This window comes from Pseudomonas sp. S2_E02 (assembly GCF_054668355.1).
Map to the genome: position 1 here is coordinate 3,877,584 of NZ_CP162761.1, position 21,063 is coordinate 3,898,646.

Consider the following 21,063-nt stretch of genomic DNA (forward strand, 5'->3'; position numbering starts at 1 on the left):
ACTCTAGCCGCTAGCAGTCTGTGCATCACGGTGGTTCTGAAGATGCTGCATCTCAAGTTCCCATTCAGCTAGAAACTTCTCCCAGTCACACGCATATGCCCCTTCAGGAAGTCGCGTTGATCCGATACTGGCTTGCAGGAAACGCTCTCTCCAAGGCTCGGGGATTTCAAGTTCCAAGACTATATCGATGCCAGAGGGATGGCGTTTCACTGGGACAGAGTCGCGAACCATATTTAGGTCGAGTAGCTCAAGGGTGGACACTGTGCTGTTTTGTTCCAGGTCGCCGAGGTGATCCAGGATGGCTAGAGGTTCGGATGCGTTAGGATCACCCAGGTGGAGACTGGCGAGTGCCCATAGTGTTTTTCGCCTAGCTTTCTCAAGCTCGCGGAGTTCATCGTGGGTCATGCGGCCTCCTCCAAATTTCCATGAGGCAGGGAGTGTTTGTAGCTTGTCGCCCCAGGCGGAAGGGCTGTCGTGAGTCGAGACACGGCAGGCCACGTTTCGACCCTTTGGGCTGACATTCCGCATGCCTGGTGCCGCATGATAGCCACGCGTTTGGAGCCCGAGCCCCTTCCCGCCGATGGCTTAGCGCTCTCAATCCCGACTTGAATATCTCCAGGTTCTTCGTCATCGCCGCTTTTCAGCCTGATCGAGGTTGGCCTGAGATGTTATAGGGAGAAGCAAAACTCAAACGTCAGATACGAGGAGGCCCCGCATAGCGGGGCCATCACATAACCTAGTCTCTTCACCGCTTCTTGTAGCACGGGAGTGGAGGTTCCTAGGGCTGCACATTCATTTTATACGAAGAGCTATCGCTTTCGAAACCCCAGATTGGGATTTAAGTTAGAGAGCTTTCTGGCGTTTTCTGTGGGGGGAGTTGAAGCTTCCCACGCATTGGGAGCGGAGTACGGAAAGTAGAAGTAATAAAGAAGTAATCAGAAGCGTAGCGGGTGAAAAACTCAACCGCCAGAAAGGAGGAGGCCCCGTAGAACGGGGCCGTCACATAACCTAGTCTCTTCACCGCTTCGTGTAGCGCGGGAGTGGAGGTTCCTAGGGCAGCGGGGTTAGATTACCAGCATCGACATACACGTCAACCCCCAATTTCGGAAATGAAGGCTCAAATCCTGGCTTAGGAAGCGAAAAAATCACAGAAACCTTGGCCTGCATAAACTCCTTCTGAAGTCATTTCCGCTGGCCTGCGAAACCCGTGGCAAGCTCATGCGCCGGCCAGTTATGGCATTTTGCTTTCCGCCTGTGAGTCCTGCCTGTACCATCGCATCCGCATGTGAAAATTTATGGCGTTAAAGGGAGCTTGTGGGTAGATGGTCTGGCAAACGTTGGAGGCGAAGCTCTCCACTCCAAGAATGAGCCGCTACCTCAAAGGGCATCAGGGCAATCAGGATCACGCGGCTCAAGCCTACGTGCATAACATGCGGATTGCGGAGTCCCTGGTCTCGATTTTTCACGTGCTTGAAGTGGCATTGCGGAACGCCATTCAGCGCGAAATGGTGCGTGAGTACCAGCGCGAAGACTGGTTTGAAGAATTTGATGGCAGCACCAACGGTGACCTCGCCTCCAGCTATGAGAAGGTGGCAGACGCACGGACATCTCTGAAGAAACGAGGGGTGACTGCCAGTGCGGACGACATTACCGCCGAACTGAGCTTCGGCTTCTGGACATCGTTGTTTAACCGGAAAGCCTTTCCGGACGTATCGAAGCCCCTTATGCGGGTTTTTCACCACGCTCCCAAGAATTCCAAGAAAGCAGATGTCATCCGCAGCCGTCTGAACAATGCAAGGGATTTACGTAATCGATGCTTTCATCACGAGCCGCTTTTGTGGCAACCGATCTATTTTCTGCATCGTGACATTACGGAAATCGTGCAGTGGATCGACCCAGGTTTATGCACCTGGCTCAAAGCCAATGACCGATTGCCGGCTGCTGTGGCCGACTGGAATAACTGGAAGGAAGCCGCTAGGCGCGCAGCTGGACAGGCTAGTGCTGTAGAAACCGGGGAAGTGAGGCCAGAGGCCGTTGTAGTGGCTCAGTCAGCTCAGGTCGAAGTTGCGATGAGGGGCGATGAGAACACGACGGCAACCAAGCCAGAGAAGAAATCTCGGCACGATAAGCCAGTGGTGAAAATCTCCGTCAGAGTGAAAGCGGACGATCAACACAAGCCTGGTGCAAACCCAGCGCCGAAACGCGAGCCTGCCAGAATTCGCCAAGTGGAGATTCCACCGGCAGCTGAAACTGCAAGCGAGCAGCAGCCGCAGGCCACCGGGGGAGCTGGTGTTCGGCCAATATTGAGTCTTAATCGGAAGAAACCGGACTGAGTGATCAGCGCCAGTTTAACCCGACTGCCCCAGACGACTCGAATTAATACTCATCCCAATCGTCGTACTGCTCATCAGACTCGGGCTGGCCATCCTCACGCGTCAGATCATCGGTTATAAATCTCACTCGACAAACGTTATGCCTTACCAACGTGTCAGGCACGTACTCAATCGCAGGCGTCTGCGATGAGTTGGTGCTAAGCAAGTCATCTAGGTTCGTGAAAGCAGTTCGAGGCTCGAGTGAAGCCACCACCGCATGATTAAAAAGGGTCAGGTTAGTGCCTTTCCGCACTTGAGCGGATTCGAACAGTACACCGTCGAGCGGCGGGTCGAATTGTGTAGCTAGGAACTCTGCCATGACTTGGGTAGCCAGGTATTCGTGTTCCTGGTTCGGAAGCACAGGAACGGTAATTTTTGCGTGGAGCGTTTTCAAGAAAATGCGCCTACCCATTTGCTCTTCGTAGTTGGCTTCAAACGCACTCAACGGCCTCGCTTCGTAGGCTTCATCCAGTGCGATGAAATCCAGGACGCGAACGGGTCTTGTGAGTTTGAATTCGCCGCTTACGACTCGTCCTCCGACTGGCGGGCGAAGCTCGGCGACACAGGTCTTTCGGTCAAAAGCTCCATAAAAAGCGGCCAACCCTTTAGGGTTCATTCGGCCAGCACCTGCGGCCTCCTTGGGTGGAGGGCCGAGTTCTGCGGCAGGCTTACTAATGATCGAGTCGTACTCTGAAGCGGAATCACAGCGTCTAGCACGAAAGATCTGGTCATCGACAAGCTCTCTGACAACGGACATCGAGCCATCAGGGCTTTTGAAGGATGAAACTCCTCGAAACAGCCAGTCCAGAAAACCCTTGGCATGCTGACTAAAAAACCGATTTCCATGCTTCATTTCGTTCTGAAAATTCAGCCATCGAGCTTCTGCATCTCTTGGTCGAATCACTCTCCACTCATAGTTTTCATCATCGCTGTACCTCGCTTCGCCTCCTTGCATGATGTCGTAATGGGAGCCTTCGTTCAGGTCACAGAGCACACGCTCTACGACCGGGTCATCCTCATTCAAGCCAAGCAATTCTGCGACATGGAAGACAAGGGGATCCCCGGTCTGCTCGGTCTCAGAGCGCTTACCATTGTCATCGTACTGATTGTATATCGCTCCAGGGTGGCAATACTTCTGGAGGACATTGTCGACCATGTTGATCAGGTCTTCGAATGGGATAGCCTTACGCTTTTTTAGGCAGAACGAGCACTCAGCAGTCACGCCGGTTCGCCTGATCAATCTAATGAGATAGGCTTCGTTCAAGCATTGGTGGCAGATCAGGTCTTCGTCCATGGGGCTGTGCCTAGCAAAGTTCAGATGGGGGTGATTCTAAGTCGCGTCAGAGGCTGAGCCCGATGGAAACTTGCTGCGCCTCAGTCTTCCGTCTTCAGGGTGTGTCCTGGCAATCAGTAGCACAGGTGCACAGAGGCATGTCACATGGTGCAACCGCTCTTCGATTTTGACCTCAAACGCGTTTCTCGCCGGCACTACATAACTGGCAAGGCCGCAATCAATTTCCCTCACCCAGGGTGCACCACTGGTGGGTGGCACTTCCTGTCGTACTTTGACCGAGAGGCAGGGGTCGCCAAAGTATCGCTTGCAGGGATTCACTACCCAGATACCGATGCGTTCTTCGGTGATGCGGGCATCACTGACGTAACTGATCAGCTAGCTGATCGTAAATTTCGTGTTGAAGGACGGCGGCTCTACATGGCTGACCATTACAGGGCTGCTGCCGACATGATAGTGAAATGGGTACTGAGCGACTCCAAGCACTGCAACGTCGAGGTGGCTGAATGGTTTCCATCCCAAGCAGAACGACAGTTATTACTCGCGATGCTTTACTTGGCGAAACCCAAGCTGCTTGAACAGGGTAAGCTGAAAAAAATGGAAGCATGGCAAAGCTCGCAGTAGGTCGAAGACGCCGATTCGCCCAAGAAGGCAACGAGCGGGCCTACCACCTCTCGGTCTGAACTCAGGATTTTTATTCATATGATTCATAGGAACGCTGGCACCTTTCCCCTCCCCGAGACAGTAGAACGCATCGCAACCTTGATCCGGCGCATGATGGACTTTTGGAAGGGTGCTCATGGGTGGGCGCCAATTGAAGCCGCCGAGTTGTTGAACAAGTCCATGCTTGAATGGCAAAGCTCGCTAGCGGAACAGCTGAGTTCATGGTGCGGCACATTGAGCGATGGCCAGCTAATCCTAGCTTGGGCAAACCTTGGCGCGTTAGTTGAGGGGCAGATGAAGCTGCTGTTGTCGGTCTACTACAAAGACTATTTAGCAGATACCCAAGCTATCAAGAGCAGTAGAACCGGAAATACTCTCGATCCAGACGGGGTGAGCCTAGAACCACTGATCATCTTCTTCAAGCGAAAAATATGGTCGCCGGAAGAAGATTGGGAGCCATGGGTGCGTATGGTGCAGCGTCGAAGAAACGCGATCCATGCGTTTAAGGAAAACTCCATCGGAACCGAAGAAGAGCTACATGCTGCATTGGCTACGTTTCTCGAATTTGTGAGATTCATAAACGGTCGGCTGCCGTATCCCGACGGTTACTACGTTCCTAGGGAGCGCTAGGTCGATCAGATGAAAACCCGGTTATCGAGTCAGGTGGACGGCCCCGGTCACGGGCTTTTCGCATAAGGTTATTCAGCGGGTAGATAGTGCGGTGACACACCATTTCAGCTGGGATCAACTAACGATTGGTGATGCACCTCAGGTCTCCATTGTCACCAGGTATGAATCTCACTGCCAGTGCTCGCAAACCTTGACCAGCTCATCCACCACGTAACGAGCCTTTGGCCGCAGGTGAGAAACCTTCGGCCATACAGCATGAACATCTACCGGCTCGGGTTCGTAGTTTCCCAACACCTCCACCAACCTGCCTGCTTCGATGTCTTCTCTGAACAAACAACGAGGCATCTGGCACAGTCTCACACTGGCAACTGCAGCCAGGATCATCCCTTCGCCATCGCCAATCTGGTGCGTCACAGGAGGCGCGAAGCTTTTCTAGCAAGGTTAGCTGCATAAAGTGGAAGCTTGGCTAAGCTCGCAATAGGTAAATGACGTCAGGTTGGTCAGGAAGACAGCCGTTGCAATACGTGCCGAATGAGAGCAATGGATATGCGCAAGAAGTCCCAGTCATGGTTTGTCCCGCTCCTGATTCTTTTTGCCGTTCTGTGGGCAATGGGGAAGAAAGACACGCCTCCAGCCCCGGTACAGCCACACGCTCTTAGCTCGCCGAATACGCAAGCGTCGATTTCCCCGGCCTCACCGCCAACCCCGGCTCCTGCTTCCGCAACTGAGCACTTTGTGAGTGCTGATAATCTCAATGTCAGGGATCAACCAGGTGGAAAGGTCATCTCCAAACTGAAGCGCGGGGAAAAGGTTCAGGTCTTCGAAACTAGGAATGAATGGGCGCGCATCAGCATTGATGGTCAATCTTCGAAATGGCTTTCGTCCAAGAGTCTATGCAGTGGGCCTGGCTGCTACGTTGTTCCGAAGCCCAGACCGTCGGCCCAGCTTCCACTGCCCGCTCGCCAACAGACTCCAGCTTACGGTTCCTCGTGCCCCTGTTCCTCTGGAAACGTGTGTATAGGGCCTAGGGGTGGTCGATACTGCATTACCTCTGGCGGTAACAAACGGTACGGCGTTTGAGCGATTATCTGATGACGTCTTGCCGGGGATTACACTCTCGCAGGCGCTTTAGCCGGTAAACGAGCCGATCTCTTGACGAGGTTTCGTTGCAGACGGATATGTATTGGCTATAAATCCGTAGCCACCTGACTCAACAACCATGTGGTTCAACTTCATTTTTTGATTTTCCAGCTCAGGGCTAAACATGCACACCATACGGAAAGTGGTAATTCAGAATTTCAAAAAATTCAAAACGCTCACGCTCGATTTTGAGTCTGGGAAGAATGTGCTGATTGGCAACAATGAGGCAGGAAAAAGCAGCATTTTGCTCGCGCTAGACCTCGCGCTCGGCGGGAGTCGCAACCGCATTGAAGCTCTGGGTGCAGAAGCTCTGCTCAACAAGGATTCGGTTGACACTTTCCTTGCTGGGGAGAAGAGCCTGGAGAAACTACCTGAGCTGATAGTCGACGTGTTCCTAGAGGAAGGTGACGACGAAGGCCTATATGGAACCAACAACTCCCACCAGCGCCAGACTGACGGCGTGCGCATGATCCTTGCGGTTATGGCCGAGTATGGCGAAGCGGTGCAAGCCATCTTGGCTGATGATCAACCAAACTTCCCATTCGAATATTATGCGGTGCGGTTTGAAACGTTCGCCGGCAGGCCCTACGCAGCATTCAACCGCCCCATTAAGCACATGATGCTAGACGGTTCACGTATTGATGGCGATCACGCGTCTCGTGAATACACCCGAGCCGTTTACGCTTTCAATGCCCCCGTTGAAGACCGCTATAAACTTGAAAACCTGTACCGCCAAGGCAAGCAGGCTTTTACAGGACAACATCTCGCAGCGCTCAACGCTGACCTACCCGCGTATCAGTTTGACGTACGGAGTAGCGTCCGGTCGAACCTAGAAACTGATCTAATCATCACGGAAGACAATATTCCGCTTGAGAACCACGGCAAAGGAAGGCAGTGCTTCATCAAGACTGAATTTGCGCTGAGCAAGCACAAGCAAGGCGGCTTGGATGTAATGCTCTTGGAGGAGCCTGAGAACCACCTCAGCCATTCCTCCATGAAAGCACTCGTCGCCAAGCTAGCGGAAAACGAGAGCACCCAGCTTTTCATTGCAACCCACAGCAGCCATATCTGCTCAAGGCTTGATCTTCGGCATGCCCTTTTGATCGGCCCGAATGCAGCTGCTGGCTCACTTAAAGCCTTATCACCAGACACCGCAGAATTCTTCATGAAAGCCCCGGACAACAATGTCCTGGAGTTCGCGCTTTCGAAAAAGGTGGTATTGGTTGAAGGTGATGCTGAATTCATCCTGGTGGAAGAGTTCTATAAGCAATGTACAAATGGGCGTCTACCGCAAGTCGATGACGTTCACATAATCTCTATTGGCGGCACCAGCTTCAAAAGGTACATGGAGCTCGCTAACCTGCTCGGAATTCGAGTTGCAGCCATACGGGACAACGACAAGGACTATCAGAAAAACTGCGTAGAAAACTATGTCGATTTCGCTTCAGACAATGCCAAAGTTTTTGCCGACAAAGACAATGACCGCTCAACCTTCGAAATAGGGTTGCACAACGACAACGAGGAAACCTGCAAGACCGTCTTCGGCCCAGGACGAAAAACCCTCTCCCCCTTGGAATACATGCTGGCAAACAAGGCAGAAGCCGCGTTTGAGCTGCTCAAGGGAAAGCCCGGTGAGCTGACCGTTCCGGCCTACATCGCGGAGGCAATCCAATGGATAAACGAGTGATGTTCGCTGTGGCAGGGTCAGGGAAGACCACTTTGCTCGTGAAGCGTCTGAGCCTAGAAAAGCGCGCACTGATAATCACCTACACGGAGAACAACTATCGCCATTTGCGCGATAGCATCATCAAACGGTTTGGCCATGTGCCGAAAAACATCAACCTGCTGAGTTATTTCACGTTCCTTTATAGCTTCTGCTATCGCCCTCTGCTGCAGGTGCATATGCAGACGCGGGGAATCAGCTTTCGAGCTCCGCACGCCCGTACACTAAAGCTCAAACGGGACAATATGGCGTATTACGCCACTACAAGCGGCAGCGTTTACCACAATCGCCTCGCAAAGCTCCTAGAAACCGTTAATGCAATTCCTGACGTGATGGCGCGAATGGAGCGCTTTTACGATGAGTTTTATGTCGACGAAGTTCAAGATCTAGCAGGTCATGATTTCAACCTGCTAATGGCATTAGCGAAAGCCAAGGTTGAAATGCTATTTGTAGGTGACTTCTACCAGCATACGTTCGACACCAGTCGCGATGGAAACGTGAATAGCTCGCTACACGCTGACATCGGCAAATACGAAAAGCTTTTTCAAAAGGCGGGTGTGGCCGTGGACAAAGAGACATTGAGTCGAAGCTGGAGGTGTGGCATCACCGTATGTGATTTTATTCGTACACATCTGCACATTGATATGCAGTCCCAGCATACGTATGAAACCGAAATCATTCCTCTGGCCAATCAAGTGGATGCTGACGCCGTGCACGCGGACGCCAGCGTGGTGAAGCTGTTCTACCAGGAACATTATAAATACGGGTGTCTGTCTAACAACTGGGGTGCCAGTAAAGGTCTGGATCACTACAACGATGTATGCGTTGTGCTGGGTACTACTCACTGGAAGGTCTACGAAAAATCCTCGCTTGCCGAGCTCCCTCCACAGACAAAAAACAAACTCTATGTTGCCTTCTCACGGACACGCGGGAGGTTGTATCTGGCGCCCGAAAAACTTTTCAAACGATTCAAAACAGATTAGGTCGGAGCCATAGGTGGTGATCTCTGGCCTAAGACCTTGCCCGGCAAGCATGATCAGCATGAAGGGTAACTGCCTGGCATCACACCTAGCGTGATCAGTCGCCAGGCTTTCCCTGCTCCATCTCCCCAATCCAGCTGTATGTGCCGTTTAGCCAAACGAAGACGCTGTTGAGCACCTCGCGCAAGTGCCGGATGTTGATGTGCGTAACGTCTGGGAGATGGTCTTTACCACTGTTGGTCGTCGCATACCGAAACGCCATCGAGTCTGGGTCAACGTTGTCCAACTGGCGAATGAACTCGTGAACAGCAGTAGCATTGGCGTCAGAGCGCTCTAGGCCCAAGTCCTTGAGCAGATGACGCAACTCCGACCACAGAGGCATCAACGGATGCTTGTCGTAGTTCTTGGGCTCTTTGCCTGTCAGAGCGCGAGCACTCTTTAGCATCAGCTTGAACTGCAGCTCCAAGGAGTGGCGGTATAGAAAAAGCAAAGGATAAATGCCGCTATCCAATGGCACCTGACGATTCGCCATCGCCTCCACAAGTCCGTCAGCGGCATCTTTGTATGCAAAAGCATAGAGGTCGACACGAAAGTGAGACCAGTTCAGCATCGCGTTGTACTGCCAATCTTCACCCTGGATAAACAGCTGCTGGCCGGAGAAGTCTGCCGGCCACTGGATGGCCTCAAGCTCCGGGTCGAGCATCGGTGGCGATTCCTCATCCATGTCGTCTCCTCACGTTGGCCAGTCCATGGTTTAGAACATTACGAATCCGCGTTGGCTACCGGCAACTAATAAATGGCTTTTGCCTACCGATACGCAGCAATCCTGCCGAGGGCCAGCTCGAGCGTCCAAGCGAGGCTTCGTCCTGCTCACGACCTGACTGCCGACGAAACCGGTGTAGTCTGGGAGGCAGCTGAATCCAAGTGATTGGAGATGCCGCTGGTCGGGTTTTATCTGGGAGTTTACTTCATACCGTTGTCATAATGCCCCGCCATGAGTGCTCGCGGCTAAGGCCTGCATAAAGACTTGAGGATGACGTCGTGACCTACGAACCTACTCAGAAGGGCAATCCCCATCGCCTTACTGTTAAGCAGCACACATTCCCCAAAACAAGCATTGCCCGTTTCGCTGGGCAGAAAGGCAACGTTGAGCTGTTCCTCAAATCCCTAGACAGGGTCATCCAGGCGAAACCGTCTAATGAGATTTTCTGTGCTGAAAGGGCTTGGGATCAGCAGGCGGAATCGGGTTTCATGAAAAAGGTCGAAGACGACTTTCAGGATCTTGCTGGTCGGATTCTTGATGATGACCTGGTGTCGTTCAAAGAGGCCGACTTAACAGTCATCAATGAGTTCTATTGTCTGTGGAATATTCGCGCAATTCACAAGCAGGACAGGGTTGAGGATCAGTCCATTTACATGGAGAATTTTCTCGGACTGTCACGTGTGTACACCAAGGATGAGCAAGAGCAGCTGGAAAAAGAAGGCATCAGCACCATCCAAGGCGACTTCAAGATAGCCGGCAGATTCTTGGCTAGTCCGAGTATCAGGCTGCATGTAGCCCAAGCAGCGAAGGCTATGGGAAACTCAAACTGGAATATCCTGCGTGCCATGGAGGGGGAGTTCATCGTGCCGGACAATGCTAAGCGTATGTCAATGTTGCCCCTCAGTCCTACGGCATGCCTGTGGTACGGGCCTACTAAGCCTGTTGCCGCCGTTGAGCTGCTGCCCATTGGGGAGGTGGCGTGGATCAACGAAGCTGCTATTGAAGCCAGTACAGACTATTTCTTTGCTCGTGATCTTTCCCGGTGCCCTGTTGGTGCTGCATTCGGATAGGTTAGCCACGGCGGGATCGCATACAGACGCAAGGCACATCGATATTCCTGCTTCGGATTTCCCCCTGAGCAAGTTTCAGGACGTACTGAGCCGCGCCGGAGTGTCGTTTCATGATTGGTATTCCAGACGCTTCCAGCGCGACCACAGGATGTTTTCCGTTTTGAGCAAATACTTCGATCATTTGACCCAGCAGCTCCACAGCAAGATTCAGCAAGCAAAGGTCTACATCACCAAACACAACCCCACGACCGGCGCCTTGGCTGAAGCGGTGCTGCGAGAATTCCTCCAGGAGCACCTACCTCGCGGGGTAAGTGTTGAGGAGGGCTTCATCATCAGCCCCGATGGTTGGCTGTCAAAGCAGTGCGACATCATCATTTACGATTCGCACCGATTCGCGCCTTTTTACCGAGCGGGCCAGTTGGTCGTCGTCCCCACTGAGGCCGTGCTTGCGGTGATCGAGGTGAAAACCTCAATCAACAAGAAAGGCTTTAACGATGTGATCAGATATTTCCAATCATTCGAGGCTGTCAGCTGGAAGTTTCGCACCTACCTTTTCATGTTCAACGCGCCTACATTGGGTAGGATCAACGCATGGTTCCATTCCTATCCGCATCCAGGACATCACAAAGAATTCGACCATGACACTTATCAGGTGTTGCCGGATGAAATCATCGGTCTTGACTCCTCGTACCAACTGAGGAAGGAATACGTCATTCACGATAGGGACGGCGCAGGGTACATGTCGTATTTCTACCAGGATCAGCAAGGAACTGCGATCAGCGCTCTAGAGCTATTTTTCCTGTCGGTCAACGGTGTCGTTGAAGCCCATCTTCAAGCGCACACATCGAAGAAGCTGACGCCGAGAGAGCAGTATCATCCTCACCGGGCTTTGACCAGTATCTCAGCCATCGACCTGTTTCCGATGTGACCAAGCCGAGCGTAAATACCCTGAGCCTAAGCCACGTAGCAGGCGGTAATCTTGTGGCTAACCATCTACGTGCCACAGTCGCCCAACGGTGCTTGTCGGCAACCCCAGCTTCCGGGAAACCTCCATTTGGGTAAGCCCCGCCGCTCTCAGCTCGCGAATCGCCTTGAGCTTTTCTTCCGCAGTAATCTTTCTGGGTGGAGTGAGCTTTTGAGGTTCGCCAGGAAGCACCTCGTCTAAAACACCCAGCTTTTCCAATTCTGCGAGCGTGTCCTTCAAGGCCGCGCGTGCAGTCTTGCCATCATGGGCGGCAGCCACAAGCGTGAGAAACGACAGTGGTGTTACACCCAGTGCCTGAGCTAGATCGGCGCTAAGGTCGACGCTGGCTGACACCGTCGATGCCTCCAAGCGGCTGATGTGACCCTGATCGGTTTGGGTTTGGAGGTCTGCTTGCGATAAGCCCCGCCTAATTCTTAGCCACTGCAACGTTGCTGCGTATGCCTTGCGCAAAGACATCCAGGCAGTCCTCTTCAAAAAGAAGACGGTATGCCGGGTTTGATCGTTCCCACTCAAATGTATATAGTCATTGCCGTGGGAATTCTCGATTTGCCATGGGGTGGCTACCCCCCGTGACTCGCTCTGAATTCTTCTTATCGCCATGAGGATCATCAATTTATGGGAAATTATCCTGAGCACGAACTGCTGCAGGATGGCCAGGCTTCCTCAGCTGGTACGTCGCTGTCGCCTGCCGAGATAGAGGCATTAGTGGCTGAGCGCTTTCCCCGCAAGGTGTACTGCACAGTCGAAGATTGGCTCATCCTCCACGTGGACGAACCTGCTGAGTCGCTTGCCCGAGTTCGTGCAACAGGCCTTGAGCCGATGTTCATGTACTCGCATTGCGTCATCTACGACGGGCACGGACGGTTCCCACCTGGAGGGTGGGTGCGCTCGACCCTATGCAAATCATTCGATGGCGTTTGCCTGTTCGAGACGCGAAACACGATCTATGTGCTGGTGGGTCAGGGACGCGAGATGAAGGCCTCGCTGAAGACAATATTCGGCTTATGTTAATTGCAGGTGCGCTGAGCGGGCCTGATTCAAACGAGATACATGATGTTCAGGATTAGCATGCAAGACCAGGCTGGCCCGGTGGGAATGTTTGGGGACGGTCTCGCTCACTTTCACGCCGTGTCACGATCTCTCGCAACGCATTGGTATCACGTCAGTCTCAAGCGCCGGCACGATGAAAGATTCATGGCTTATGAGGAGATGGTCAGCGATGAGCCTCGCCTCGTGGAGCTACTGATCTCCCAAGACGAAAGCATGGTCATTCAGGAAGTCCAGGTAGTCACCCCAGCCTGGATGAACAAAGGTTCGAGCTGGAAAATGGAAAAGCTGACCTCCTTGTCCATGGGGTTCAATCAGGCAGAAGTGCCAATCTGTGTTCTGCAGGTCGAGAGTGGTGATGTGTACGTCAATACCCATCAACGCGACCTGGATGTCGATGCCTTGGTTGGGGTCAGGGTGCTATATCGGCGCCGCTCTGAGACCACTGACGTAGCCTCAGCGTCGGAGGCTGTGTAGCCATGGAAAACATCAATACTGTTGCAGTCGATTTACACGAAAAGCGCTACTCGGACTTAGACCTCCTTCGCATAGCCAAAGCAGTGAATCAAGACTACGACGGGCTGGTCACGGCCTACCTGGTGAATGTCCATATTCATGCGTGCAGTGCCGTTGGCGTGGTGTTCAGTCACATTTGCCCTGGGCCGTACCAACGATTTGCAGATGGTAGGCTGATTCGGACATCGGACATTCAGTCCGTTACGAAGGAAGGTAGGTTTTGGGTGATCAATACGGTCAACTCGAAGTACGTCATTGCGACGTTCAGGCGGGACGTCGGGCGCCGTAGCCTGCGTGAGTTCATGCGTATTGCGGGTGATAGGTATATGCCAACGCCTGATCGCCTCCAGTAGAGTCATGATAATTGTTGTTGGGCGGGCGTGCCCTCTTCGAGGGCCGGCTGTCGTGAACCAAGCCCCACTGTTGCGGGTCTTGGCCCTAACGGGCTTAAATTCTCACGCCTGCGGCCATCCTGCCGCCTCGTGGCGAACATGAAAACGCGCTCCAGACCCGGATGAACGAGTTCTCTGCCGAAAAACGGATGATGGCCCGTTACGCGGCAGGTCTCTACCCCTTAGTGGACAGCATCCTCATTGATACCGGTACTACGACTCTATTTTTTGCTCGGGAGCTGGCCAAGTTCAGCTGGATAACGGTGATTACGAACTCCCTCATGATTACCGAGAGCATGGGGGGAAGTGGCAACCGGGTATCCATGATCGGAGGAGAATACCGTCCTGAGTCGGCTCAGAACACGGGGGCTTTGGCAATGCAGCAGATCGCTCGTTTCAACGCCGAGCACGCTGTTGTGACCATCGGTGCGTTGAGTGCGGACGGCGCTTTCGACTTCTGAATAGAAGAGCCAGAGATCACCAGGGCAATGATCGCTCGCACGCGATACCTTACAGTCATCGCGGACTCTTCGAAGATGGGCAAGCGCGCTTTGTTTCAGGTTTTCGCTCTCGAGCGGATTGATCGATTGATCATCGATAGAAAGCCCGTAGGGGAGCTCGCCAAGCCGCTGGCTGAGGCACAGGTTGAGGTGCATGAAGTCCCGGCAGCTACTCGAATTGAATGGACATCTCGCTGAAACTGGAAATGATTACGGCAACGGCTCAACTCTGCCACCTGAGCTAATCATTCGCTCCCTTTGAGAGGCAGGAACAATGGCTCCCAGCAGTACCGATAAGATTCTGAGTGAGATCTGGCTCGGCATGGAAAATGAGAACTCCATGTTCGTATGCACTTCGTGCGTACAAGATGATTGGATCAGGAACCTCGCCACAGGACTTGTGAAACCTCGCACATGCAGCGGTTGCGGGAAGGTTGTCGAAGAGGCGCAGACGCCGGTCGAGATTGCCTCAATAATTCGAGGCCGCCTCCAGGAATACTTTATCGTCGACTATGGGCTCCATCCAGGCTACGAAATGAGCCTGCCAACAATCGTAGGCAAGGCGATCAGATGCGAGTCTGATGCTGTGTGCTCCGCGATAGCTGAGCTGCTGGTTGATCACGAAGTCGACGAGGATGAATTCTACTCCCCAGGGCAAGAGTACAGCCTGGCACCGAGCAAATTTGACTCTGAAGAGCACGAACGATGGTGGGCCGAAGGCGATTGGCACGCAGTTTCTTATGAGCTGACCCACGGTCAGCGATTCTTCAACGATAAAGCCAAAGTGTTTTTCAACTCGCTGATCCACGAAGCAATGGGATCGAGAAAGGATAAGCTTAGCGAGCTGCCGTCAGCGGTCAAAATGGTTCCAGCAGGCTCCTTGTTCTATCGTGCCCGTGTCGCGCAGAACTTGAGTGAGGTCATACGCTTTCAGGGTGATCCGGAAAAGGAATTAGGTGCGCCGCCGAGAGAGCGTGCTGCTAACAATCGGATGAGTGCAGCGGGAATTCCATTGATGTACGTCGCGGGAGACTCTCAGACCTGTATTGCCGAGGTGCGACCGTCAATTGGAGATCAGGTCGTCGTTGCAGAATTTGTATCCACAGAAAACCTTAAGTTCTTCGACTTCACGGCACTCAGGACTCTTGAGCATTCCCCTCTCAGCCTGTTCAGCCCAAGCTTCAGTAATAGAGCCGACAGAAGGCTGCTCCTGGGCTATCTGCATGATTTGATCGCACGGCCTGTTAGAGCAAGCGATACGGATTACGTAATGACCCAAGCGCTCGCTGAATGCATTCGCTACTCAGCCCATGGATTTGATGGAATCGCTTTTCGTTCTGTCCAGCGCAGTGATGGCGGAATCAACTACGTACTGTTCGACAAGACCACATCCGCTCAAATACGCCATCCTGATCAGATGCCAGAGTTCAGTCTGGGTACATCGCCGGAGAACGTTTCAGTTCACTTGGTGAAGGGTGTGACCTATCAGACCGAGGCGCTGCCCTAACACGGTACCGCTAGCGCTTTCTGAAGCGCTAGCGGGGGTGTGTTGGTCTGAGCCGCGAGCCGTTAGGATAGGTACCCAAAGGCGGCATAGCCAAGACCCAATAGCCTCTGGAAGCTTCGACCATTTAGGTTGGCAGAGAGGATTGGATTGTCAGGGAGAGGGTGGGTGCTATGCCCAGAAACGAAAACCCCGGCTCTAGGCCGGGGCGGGTGTTTCGTGGTCTTTGCAAAGAGTCGTAAGCTTTCGCTCATTGGAGCTCAGTGCCAACCTGTGACTCCAATCCTACGAGTGGTTGACACCCATGTCAACCACAATCTATATAGGCGCCTCGCCGAAAGGAAGCCGAGCATGCCGCACACCATCCAGTATAGACCCCAGTTGATCGACGAGCTCATTAGCTCCCACCGAATCGCCAGCTACAGCAAGGTATTTTCGACCAGCAATGATGCTGAGCTAGTGGGGGCCTACCTGTGGAACTCGCACGTTTGTTCTGCCCTTTATCCTCTCCTCAGCGCAGCAGAGGTTACCCTCAGAAACGCAATCGATGCAGCTCTGACTGCCGATCTTGGCAAGTTCTGGTGGAAGAAGGGAGTGCTGCAGTATAAGAGCTTCACTCCTGGCATTGCCCAAGGCCCTTACCCAGTGGAGCACCTGGCCAGGAATTTTTCCTCGGCCTTCAATGCGGCCCAGAAAGAGCGATCTAAACGCACTGGAAAGCCGTTCAAGGGCGTACCAGACCATCATGAAATCGTCTCCAAAACCGAGTTCTCGACCTGGGAGTTCATCCTGGAGAACGAGTACATGGGGAACAATCTAATTTGGCCAAAGAATCTTGGTCTGGTGTTCAGAGGGACGTGGCCTACTAGCGCTAACATGCTGCTTCTCTGCAAAGATCGCGTCTCACTTGTCCGGAACTTCCGTAATCGCGTGTTTCATCACGAGCCCGCTTGGAAGCGTTTCGGTGTCACTAATGAGCAGCAGGCGGTGACTCACCTGCACGAGAAAATCAGGAAGATCACTGAGCTGATTTCCTGGATTTCGCCAGAGAAAATCGACCTACTTGAGAAAAGCGGTGTGATCCGTACCGCCTATCGTGCCTGTTCTGTAGCTGAGATCGAGCGGTTCAAGTATCAGTGCAAGACCAACACGGTCAACAGCATGGTCAAGCTCATCAAGGTTGCGGAGGCCGCGAGCGCCGGCAACGAAGTGCTCCAAATCGCGGTTTATGGAAAGCGTAAACAGGTTTATGCCCTTCACCCAGTCTGAATGCTTGCGCTACCAGAGGATCATTTCAGCACTCTGGGATCAGTTGTTTCAGGTCTATAGGAAACGAGCGGGCGTGTTCATTGAGCGATGAGTGATAGCGCTTGTGCACAAAACTGCAAGCGGAGCGCGCCGGCCCAAGATGGGCCAGAGGCTTGCGGATGAAAGCCTGGAGGGCCAAACCCTGGCTAAGCCAGGGTTTGGTTTACGACAGCCATACCCCAAAGGGGGCAAGCCCACAGCGAATACAGCGAGATTAGCCATCAAGATGCGACATGCGTAGGCATTAGGCATGCCCGTGCGAAGAGGCAGCTCTGTTTACCAACCCAGAATTTCTTCGACTTGCTCGGTGAGCTCCGTCCGGTCGGTAACCTTACTCAGATCCTCGCTATGAAGTGCATTTTCGGCAGCGTGTAACTCTACAAGCTTCTCCTTGCCGTGCTTGTTCATAAGCTTTTCCAGGAAATACAGGACTTCGTAGCCTTCATCCTTGTCTACCTGTCGACGATCTTTAATGCCAGCATAAGGCGAATCGCCCTCATCTCGAGTCCAAGTGTAGGTATAGACATCGGTTTGAAGGTTCGATTTTGTCAGTGTTACAGCCATGTGAACTCCATTTGCGTGATGCAGCTGATGTGGAATTTAGCGCTCCGTGCGTTCCAAAGCCCCGCCTGATAGGCGAGCACGATGGTGCTTGGGCGAGCTAATCGTGCCTCAGCTTTGGCGTAGTGTCACGGGGTTGGTGGCTTCTTGCTAGCACGCTTCAGATTGCTGCTAGGAGTTGGTCTTGTGAGGTCGATTGGGGATGAGGTGAAACCGTGCCTGGCATCTTAAGGGTCAGAGTAGTGGGTCGCACGTCCCGGCTGACTTGCCTATGACCGGGGTATTTAAAGGTCGGTTCGTCGTCCGCGTGGAAAACTGATGTGGCATCAGCGCTAAAAGGCATCTCGAAGGCATAGGCGACTTGGTCTACGATACCTTCCGGCTCAAGCCACTTTCAGGTGCTAAAATAGTTGGCCCATAGATCATAACTTCAGAACCTTTCTTTTTTTGTTGGGCTGTATAGCTCAAGAAATACTCGTCCTGCCGGTAGTTGGCGTATATCTCTTTTATCTCGCTCACGTTGTCATACGAGACGATCCAAGGCTTGTCGATGTTGCCAAGCGCGTTAGCGATCTGTACGTGATCGTCGTGTACGTAGAAGTTTCGATACAAACCAGATCCCTTGATGTAATAGGGAGGATCGAGATAGGTGAGGGATTTCTTTGGAAGAGCTGGGATTATATTATTAATGAAGCCAAGAGCATCTTCATTGTAAATTTTGATTCGATTCTTGTACTTGCCGATTAGTTCTATACGCTTAATAAGTTCGGGCTTATTGAAGCGAACATCCAACTTCCACTTTCCTGCTTGCTCTTTCCCACCAATAACGCCGGCTTTCAAGATGCCCGAGCGATTAGTGCGATTTAGGAAGAAGGTGGCCATGGCAAGATCCACAACTGAACAATCTTCTGGATTATCAAGTATGGCCTTAAATCTATGCCAGTTTTCCATGGTGACAGGCGTGTCAACGATAGCCTTGCTGATATCATCTGTATGATGGACTACCGAATGCCAGAACGCGTAGATAGCCGGATCTAGGTCATTGATATGTATAACTGAGGCATACTCGTGAAACATGAGTTCCAGAGCAACACCAGCTCCGCCTGCATAGGGTTCTGCATAATGACCATCATGTAAGCCATTCACTTCAAACACTTGCTTTATGAAGTGAGCAAATTTTCCCTTGCCACCAGGGTAGCGTAGCGGTGTAGAAAATACCCTAGAAGCGCCCATGAATCTTATCCCAGCTCGTCAAGCTGTCCATGAGAACACATGCTAGGGCATTTTCCAATGCTTAGCGCCAGATGGCTTCAAGCATAGGCTGGTATTCTTCCGCAATATCCTTCAGCTCGGATGGTAGGGGGGCGCTATGAGTCCCGTGCACGAACAGGTTGAAGTGATCTACCGATCCTGGCTGGTCATAGGAGCTGGCACGCTTGAAAATGGCCTTTGCCGCTGGGGCCGCTATTTTCTTTTCGGCTTCCAGATGTTTAACCACCGACTGAACCTTCATGACCAACTTGTCACCGTTTCCTCCGCCGCGAAGTTCATTGTTAGTGTCCCAACGCAAAACTGTTTTACCTGCATCCTTCTGCATTCTCGCGTATTCATCGCAAGTTGTTTCAATAAACACGCGAAAAGTTATTGCAACTGCGTTAGGGCACTCATCAACTCGCAGGACTGCTCTAAGCTCGTTATATATTGCATTGATACGCGAGTTGGAAATCTTCAGCGACCAAGGGGTCAAATATTTCCTCGCTCGTGCTTGTGGTTTTGCGCGAATTCCCGGAGAAGCTGGAGGTTCAGGTTTTATATTTTCGGTGCCGTCCGGCTTGCCCGGCTTAGTCCCGCCCGATTGAGGGCCACTGGCTACACCTGGTCGAGTGCCGTTGCCACCACCTGGCTGCGCGTTAGTACCTTTTTCATCGCCAGAGTCACCGTTGCCGCCAGCGCTGTGACCGCCCACTGTGCCCCCACCATTCGTCGTGTCCGGCTGAGCCGGTCTGACCTTTACCTTTGCGGCTTCAGCCAAACTGTCGGGAAGTATTTCAGGTGGAATATGCCCAAGGGTAACTACTTGGTTCTCATACTTACGCACGTCGTTCACGTTGTATCCATGGGATACAAACATATCGAGCATGAACTCCAGAGCGGGCGCAATCTGATCGAGTGGCAGCTGTGGTGTCAGGGTTTTATTTTCGACTTTTAACCGGAAGGTATTCTGCCCGAGCGTAGACGAGAAGATCCGCGTAAGGGTCGTTACGTCGATCTCGAAGACGTCCAGAGCCGCCTTGTTCGTGAAGATGTGCTGGTTGTCAACGATCAGGTTTCTGATCTGGCGGCCAATAGATTCAATGCCAGTCTGGCGTGCTCGGCGCTCGTCTCGAATGTCACTGTCCCAGCCAACCCGTCCTGCCCCCCGATTCTCACCCGTATGCTTTAGCTCAATCCATACATCCCCGTCAGCGCGGGTAGGCACTACGCTGCATTGCAGGCTTTCAGGCACCCCATCCGTCAAATTATGATGGGCTTTCAGAAAGCCTTTATAGCCGCGATCTGCAGGACAAAGGTCGGGACGCTGAAGGAGCTTAAGGGCTGTGAGCCGGCGATTCCCTTCAAGGACTATAAAGTTGCCGTCTTCGTCCGGTGTTACAAGCTGCAGCTCTGTAGGGTCGAGACCGTTTTCAACAATATGTTCGGCCAGGCGAAGAATTTTCTTGGCCTCCTCCGGATTGGAGAGCATCAGCTTGATCGCTTCACGCTGATTCTGGGCGACATCGTTGCCGAATCGCACGTTCTCCTGGTCGAGCTTAATTTGATCCAGGGAGATAACGCGTATATCCCGCATCATTGCGTCAATTTTCATAAATTATCCATTCGGCGATTCGGTGCTGGCGCAATGATAATACAAAGCGCGGGCATAGGAGGGTCGCCGTTTCTTGGTCTAGCCGCCCTTTGTAGCTGGCGGCGACGCAGGAGCGGTGTACACCGATTTCCCCCTCCAAGTTGGTAACATTTAGCATTGAGATTAAAAGGAAAGGAGTAGAAAGGTGCGCCCAAATAATGCCAATTTCAGTGAAATTACGGTGCGATTTGGAAAACCCTGCAGCCTTCAATGAAGCGATGGCGCATGTCGCTCATCGCCGCTTCCGCCCGAAATTACCGTTGAGCAGACCGGCGACCACGAGCTCCGATGAGGCTTCAGGGATTTTCCGCAATGAGCTCGTCTGAGGTGAACGCTGCACGGTGATTTAGATGTTCCCTAGCACAACGCGAGGTGGGCGCATTGTGACGAGCCATCCAAATACAACACCAGAGTTGTATTTAATTAGCTATGGCCAAATGATCGTCAAACGGAAACAATCACCAGATTTCACGGGCATTTGACCGGGGATATGACCGGACGGACAGTACACGAACGGACACTTTACATACCACATAACGGTTCAAGTCCGTGTGGGCCCACCAAATTGAAAGCCGCGCTAAATGCGCGGCTTTTTCTTGGGCGATGGATTAGGGTTCGACGTCTTGGCGAGCGCAATGTACGAAGGGCATTGTTAGGAATACAACCGCAAGATCTGTAGGAATGTTCCCAAACTAGGTTTTCTCCCCTCTCCG

The 21,063-nt window shown here is 52.6% G+C and carries 20 protein-coding genes and 2 pseudogenes; 14 read left to right on the plus strand and 8 right to left on the minus strand.

Translation table 11 applies throughout. From position 1 onward, the window contains the following. Positions 1-3 precede the first annotated feature (3 nt). Entirely contained in the window at positions 4-405 is a 402-nt protein-coding gene (locus AB4O01_RS17460) for a hypothetical protein (RefSeq protein WP_346609412.1), read from the minus strand. Positions 406-1,322: 917 nt separating this feature from the next. Here AB4O01_RS17460 and AB4O01_RS17465 point away from each other — a divergent pair. Next, positions 1,323-2,333, plus strand: coding sequence for a hypothetical protein (locus AB4O01_RS17465; protein ID WP_346609413.1), 1,011 nt, complete (start codon positions 1,323-1,325; stop codon positions 2,331-2,333). A gap of 43 nt (positions 2,334-2,376) precedes the next feature. On the opposite strand, the gene AB4O01_RS17470 is transcribed toward AB4O01_RS17465, so the two are convergent. Next, positions 2,377-3,666 carry an RES family NAD+ phosphorylase gene (locus tag AB4O01_RS17470; RefSeq protein ID WP_460089097.1) on the minus strand — a complete coding sequence of 430 codons (1,290 nt, stop codon included), beginning with the start codon at positions 3,664-3,666 and terminating at the stop codon, positions 2,377-2,379. A gap of 144 nt (positions 3,667-3,810) precedes the next feature. Between AB4O01_RS17470 and AB4O01_RS17475 the strand changes: the two genes are divergently transcribed. Next, positions 3,811-4,287, plus strand: coding sequence for a hypothetical protein (locus tag AB4O01_RS17475; protein WP_346609415.1), 477 nt, complete (start codon positions 3,811-3,813; stop codon positions 4,285-4,287). A 78-nt stretch (positions 4,288-4,365) separates the two neighbouring features. After that, a complete protein-coding gene (locus AB4O01_RS17480) occupies positions 4,366-4,956 on the plus strand; it encodes a hypothetical protein (protein ID WP_346609416.1) in 591 nt (196 codons plus the stop codon). Between the two features lie 168 nt (positions 4,957-5,124). Here AB4O01_RS17480 and AB4O01_RS17485 read toward each other — a convergent pair. Next, positions 5,125-5,382: pseudogene (locus AB4O01_RS17485) on the minus strand (LysR substrate-binding domain-containing protein); the annotation flags it as partial. 183 nt (positions 5,383-5,565) lie between these two features. Here AB4O01_RS17485 and AB4O01_RS17490 point away from each other — a divergent pair. The 3 genes from AB4O01_RS17490 to AB4O01_RS17500 all read left to right on the plus strand — a co-directional run bounded on the left by AB4O01_RS17490 (position 5,566) and on the right by AB4O01_RS17500 (position 8,802). Continuing rightward, on the plus strand, positions 5,566-6,036 hold the full coding sequence (locus AB4O01_RS17490) for an SH3 domain-containing protein (RefSeq protein WP_234451149.1): 471 nt from the start codon (positions 5,566-5,568) through the stop codon (positions 6,034-6,036). A gap of 184 nt (positions 6,037-6,220) precedes the next feature. Next, on the plus strand, positions 6,221-7,783 hold the full coding sequence (locus AB4O01_RS17495; protein ID WP_460089098.1) for an ATP-dependent nuclease: 1,563 nt from the start codon (positions 6,221-6,223) through the stop codon (positions 7,781-7,783). Then, a complete protein-coding gene (locus AB4O01_RS17500; RefSeq protein WP_346609418.1) occupies positions 7,768-8,802 on the plus strand; it encodes a DEAD/DEAH box helicase family protein in 1,035 nt (344 codons plus the stop codon). Before AB4O01_RS17495 ends, AB4O01_RS17500 begins: the two co-directional genes overlap by 16 nt. A gap of 94 nt (positions 8,803-8,896) precedes the next feature. Here AB4O01_RS17500 and AB4O01_RS17505 read toward each other — a convergent pair whose 3' ends face one another. Further along, entirely contained in the window at positions 8,897-9,523 is a 627-nt protein-coding gene (locus AB4O01_RS17505) for a hypothetical protein (protein ID WP_236274858.1), read from the minus strand. 317 nt (positions 9,524-9,840) lie between these two features. On the opposite strand from AB4O01_RS17505, the gene AB4O01_RS17510 reads away from it, so the two are divergent. Next, positions 9,841-10,632, plus strand: coding sequence for a hypothetical protein (locus AB4O01_RS17510; RefSeq protein ID WP_460089099.1), 792 nt, complete (start codon positions 9,841-9,843; stop codon positions 10,630-10,632). Beyond that, positions 10,562-11,560 carry a DUF6602 domain-containing protein gene (locus tag AB4O01_RS17515; RefSeq protein ID WP_460089100.1) on the plus strand — a complete coding sequence of 333 codons (999 nt, stop codon included), beginning with the start codon at positions 10,562-10,564 and terminating at the stop codon, positions 11,558-11,560. Before AB4O01_RS17510 ends, AB4O01_RS17515 begins: the two co-directional genes overlap by 71 nt. Positions 11,561-11,617: 57 nt before the next feature. Here AB4O01_RS17515 and AB4O01_RS17520 read toward each other — a convergent pair whose 3' ends face one another. Next, positions 11,618-12,073, minus strand: a complete 456-nt coding sequence (locus AB4O01_RS17520) for a helix-turn-helix transcriptional regulator (RefSeq protein ID WP_236274861.1) — start codon at positions 12,071-12,073, stop codon at positions 11,618-11,620. 159 nt (positions 12,074-12,232) lie between these two features. On the opposite strand from AB4O01_RS17520, the gene AB4O01_RS17525 reads away from it, so the two are divergent. The 6 genes and pseudogenes from AB4O01_RS17525 to AB4O01_RS17550 all read left to right on the plus strand — a co-directional run bounded on the left by AB4O01_RS17525 (position 12,233) and on the right by AB4O01_RS17550 (position 16,845). Then, positions 12,233-12,628 carry a DUF6957 family protein gene (locus tag AB4O01_RS17525; protein WP_346609421.1) on the plus strand — a complete coding sequence of 132 codons (396 nt, stop codon included), beginning with the start codon at positions 12,233-12,235 and terminating at the stop codon, positions 12,626-12,628. A gap of 42 nt (positions 12,629-12,670) precedes the next feature. Beyond that, positions 12,671-13,141 (plus strand): hypothetical protein, encoded by a 471-nt coding sequence (locus AB4O01_RS17530; protein ID WP_460089101.1) that lies wholly within the window; start codon positions 12,671-12,673, stop codon positions 13,139-13,141. Between the two features lie 2 nt (positions 13,142-13,143). Beyond that, positions 13,144-13,533, plus strand: coding sequence for a hypothetical protein (locus AB4O01_RS17535; protein WP_460089102.1), 390 nt, complete (start codon positions 13,144-13,146; stop codon positions 13,531-13,533). Positions 13,534-13,724: 191 nt separating this feature from the next. After that, positions 13,725-14,270, plus strand: a pseudogene (locus AB4O01_RS17540) (DeoR/GlpR family DNA-binding transcription regulator). 76 nt (positions 14,271-14,346) lie between these two features. Beyond that, the gene (locus AB4O01_RS17545; RefSeq protein ID WP_460089103.1) at positions 14,347-15,579 is read left to right on the plus strand and encodes an RES family NAD+ phosphorylase; all 1,233 of its coding nucleotides are present in this window, start codon (positions 14,347-14,349) and stop codon (positions 15,577-15,579) included. Between the two features lie 348 nt (positions 15,580-15,927). Next, on the plus strand, positions 15,928-16,845 hold the full coding sequence (locus AB4O01_RS17550) for a CAAX protease (protein WP_346609422.1): 918 nt from the start codon (positions 15,928-15,930) through the stop codon (positions 16,843-16,845). 315 nt (positions 16,846-17,160) lie between these two features. Here the strand turns inward: AB4O01_RS17550 and AB4O01_RS17555 are convergent, their stop codons facing one another. The 3 genes from AB4O01_RS17555 to AB4O01_RS17565 form a co-directional block, all read right to left on the minus strand. Continuing rightward, positions 17,161-17,448, minus strand: coding sequence for a hypothetical protein (locus AB4O01_RS17555; RefSeq protein WP_346609423.1), 288 nt, complete (start codon positions 17,446-17,448; stop codon positions 17,161-17,163). 363 nt (positions 17,449-17,811) lie between these two features. After that, positions 17,812-18,678, minus strand: a complete 867-nt coding sequence (locus tag AB4O01_RS17560; RefSeq protein WP_460089104.1) for a DNA adenine methylase — start codon at positions 18,676-18,678, stop codon at positions 17,812-17,814. A gap of 61 nt (positions 18,679-18,739) precedes the next feature. Then, complete coding sequence (locus AB4O01_RS17565) at positions 18,740-20,311, minus strand: hypothetical protein (RefSeq protein WP_460089105.1); 1,572 nt, start codon at positions 20,309-20,311, stop codon at positions 18,740-18,742. Between the last annotated feature and the right edge of the window lie 752 nt (positions 20,312-21,063).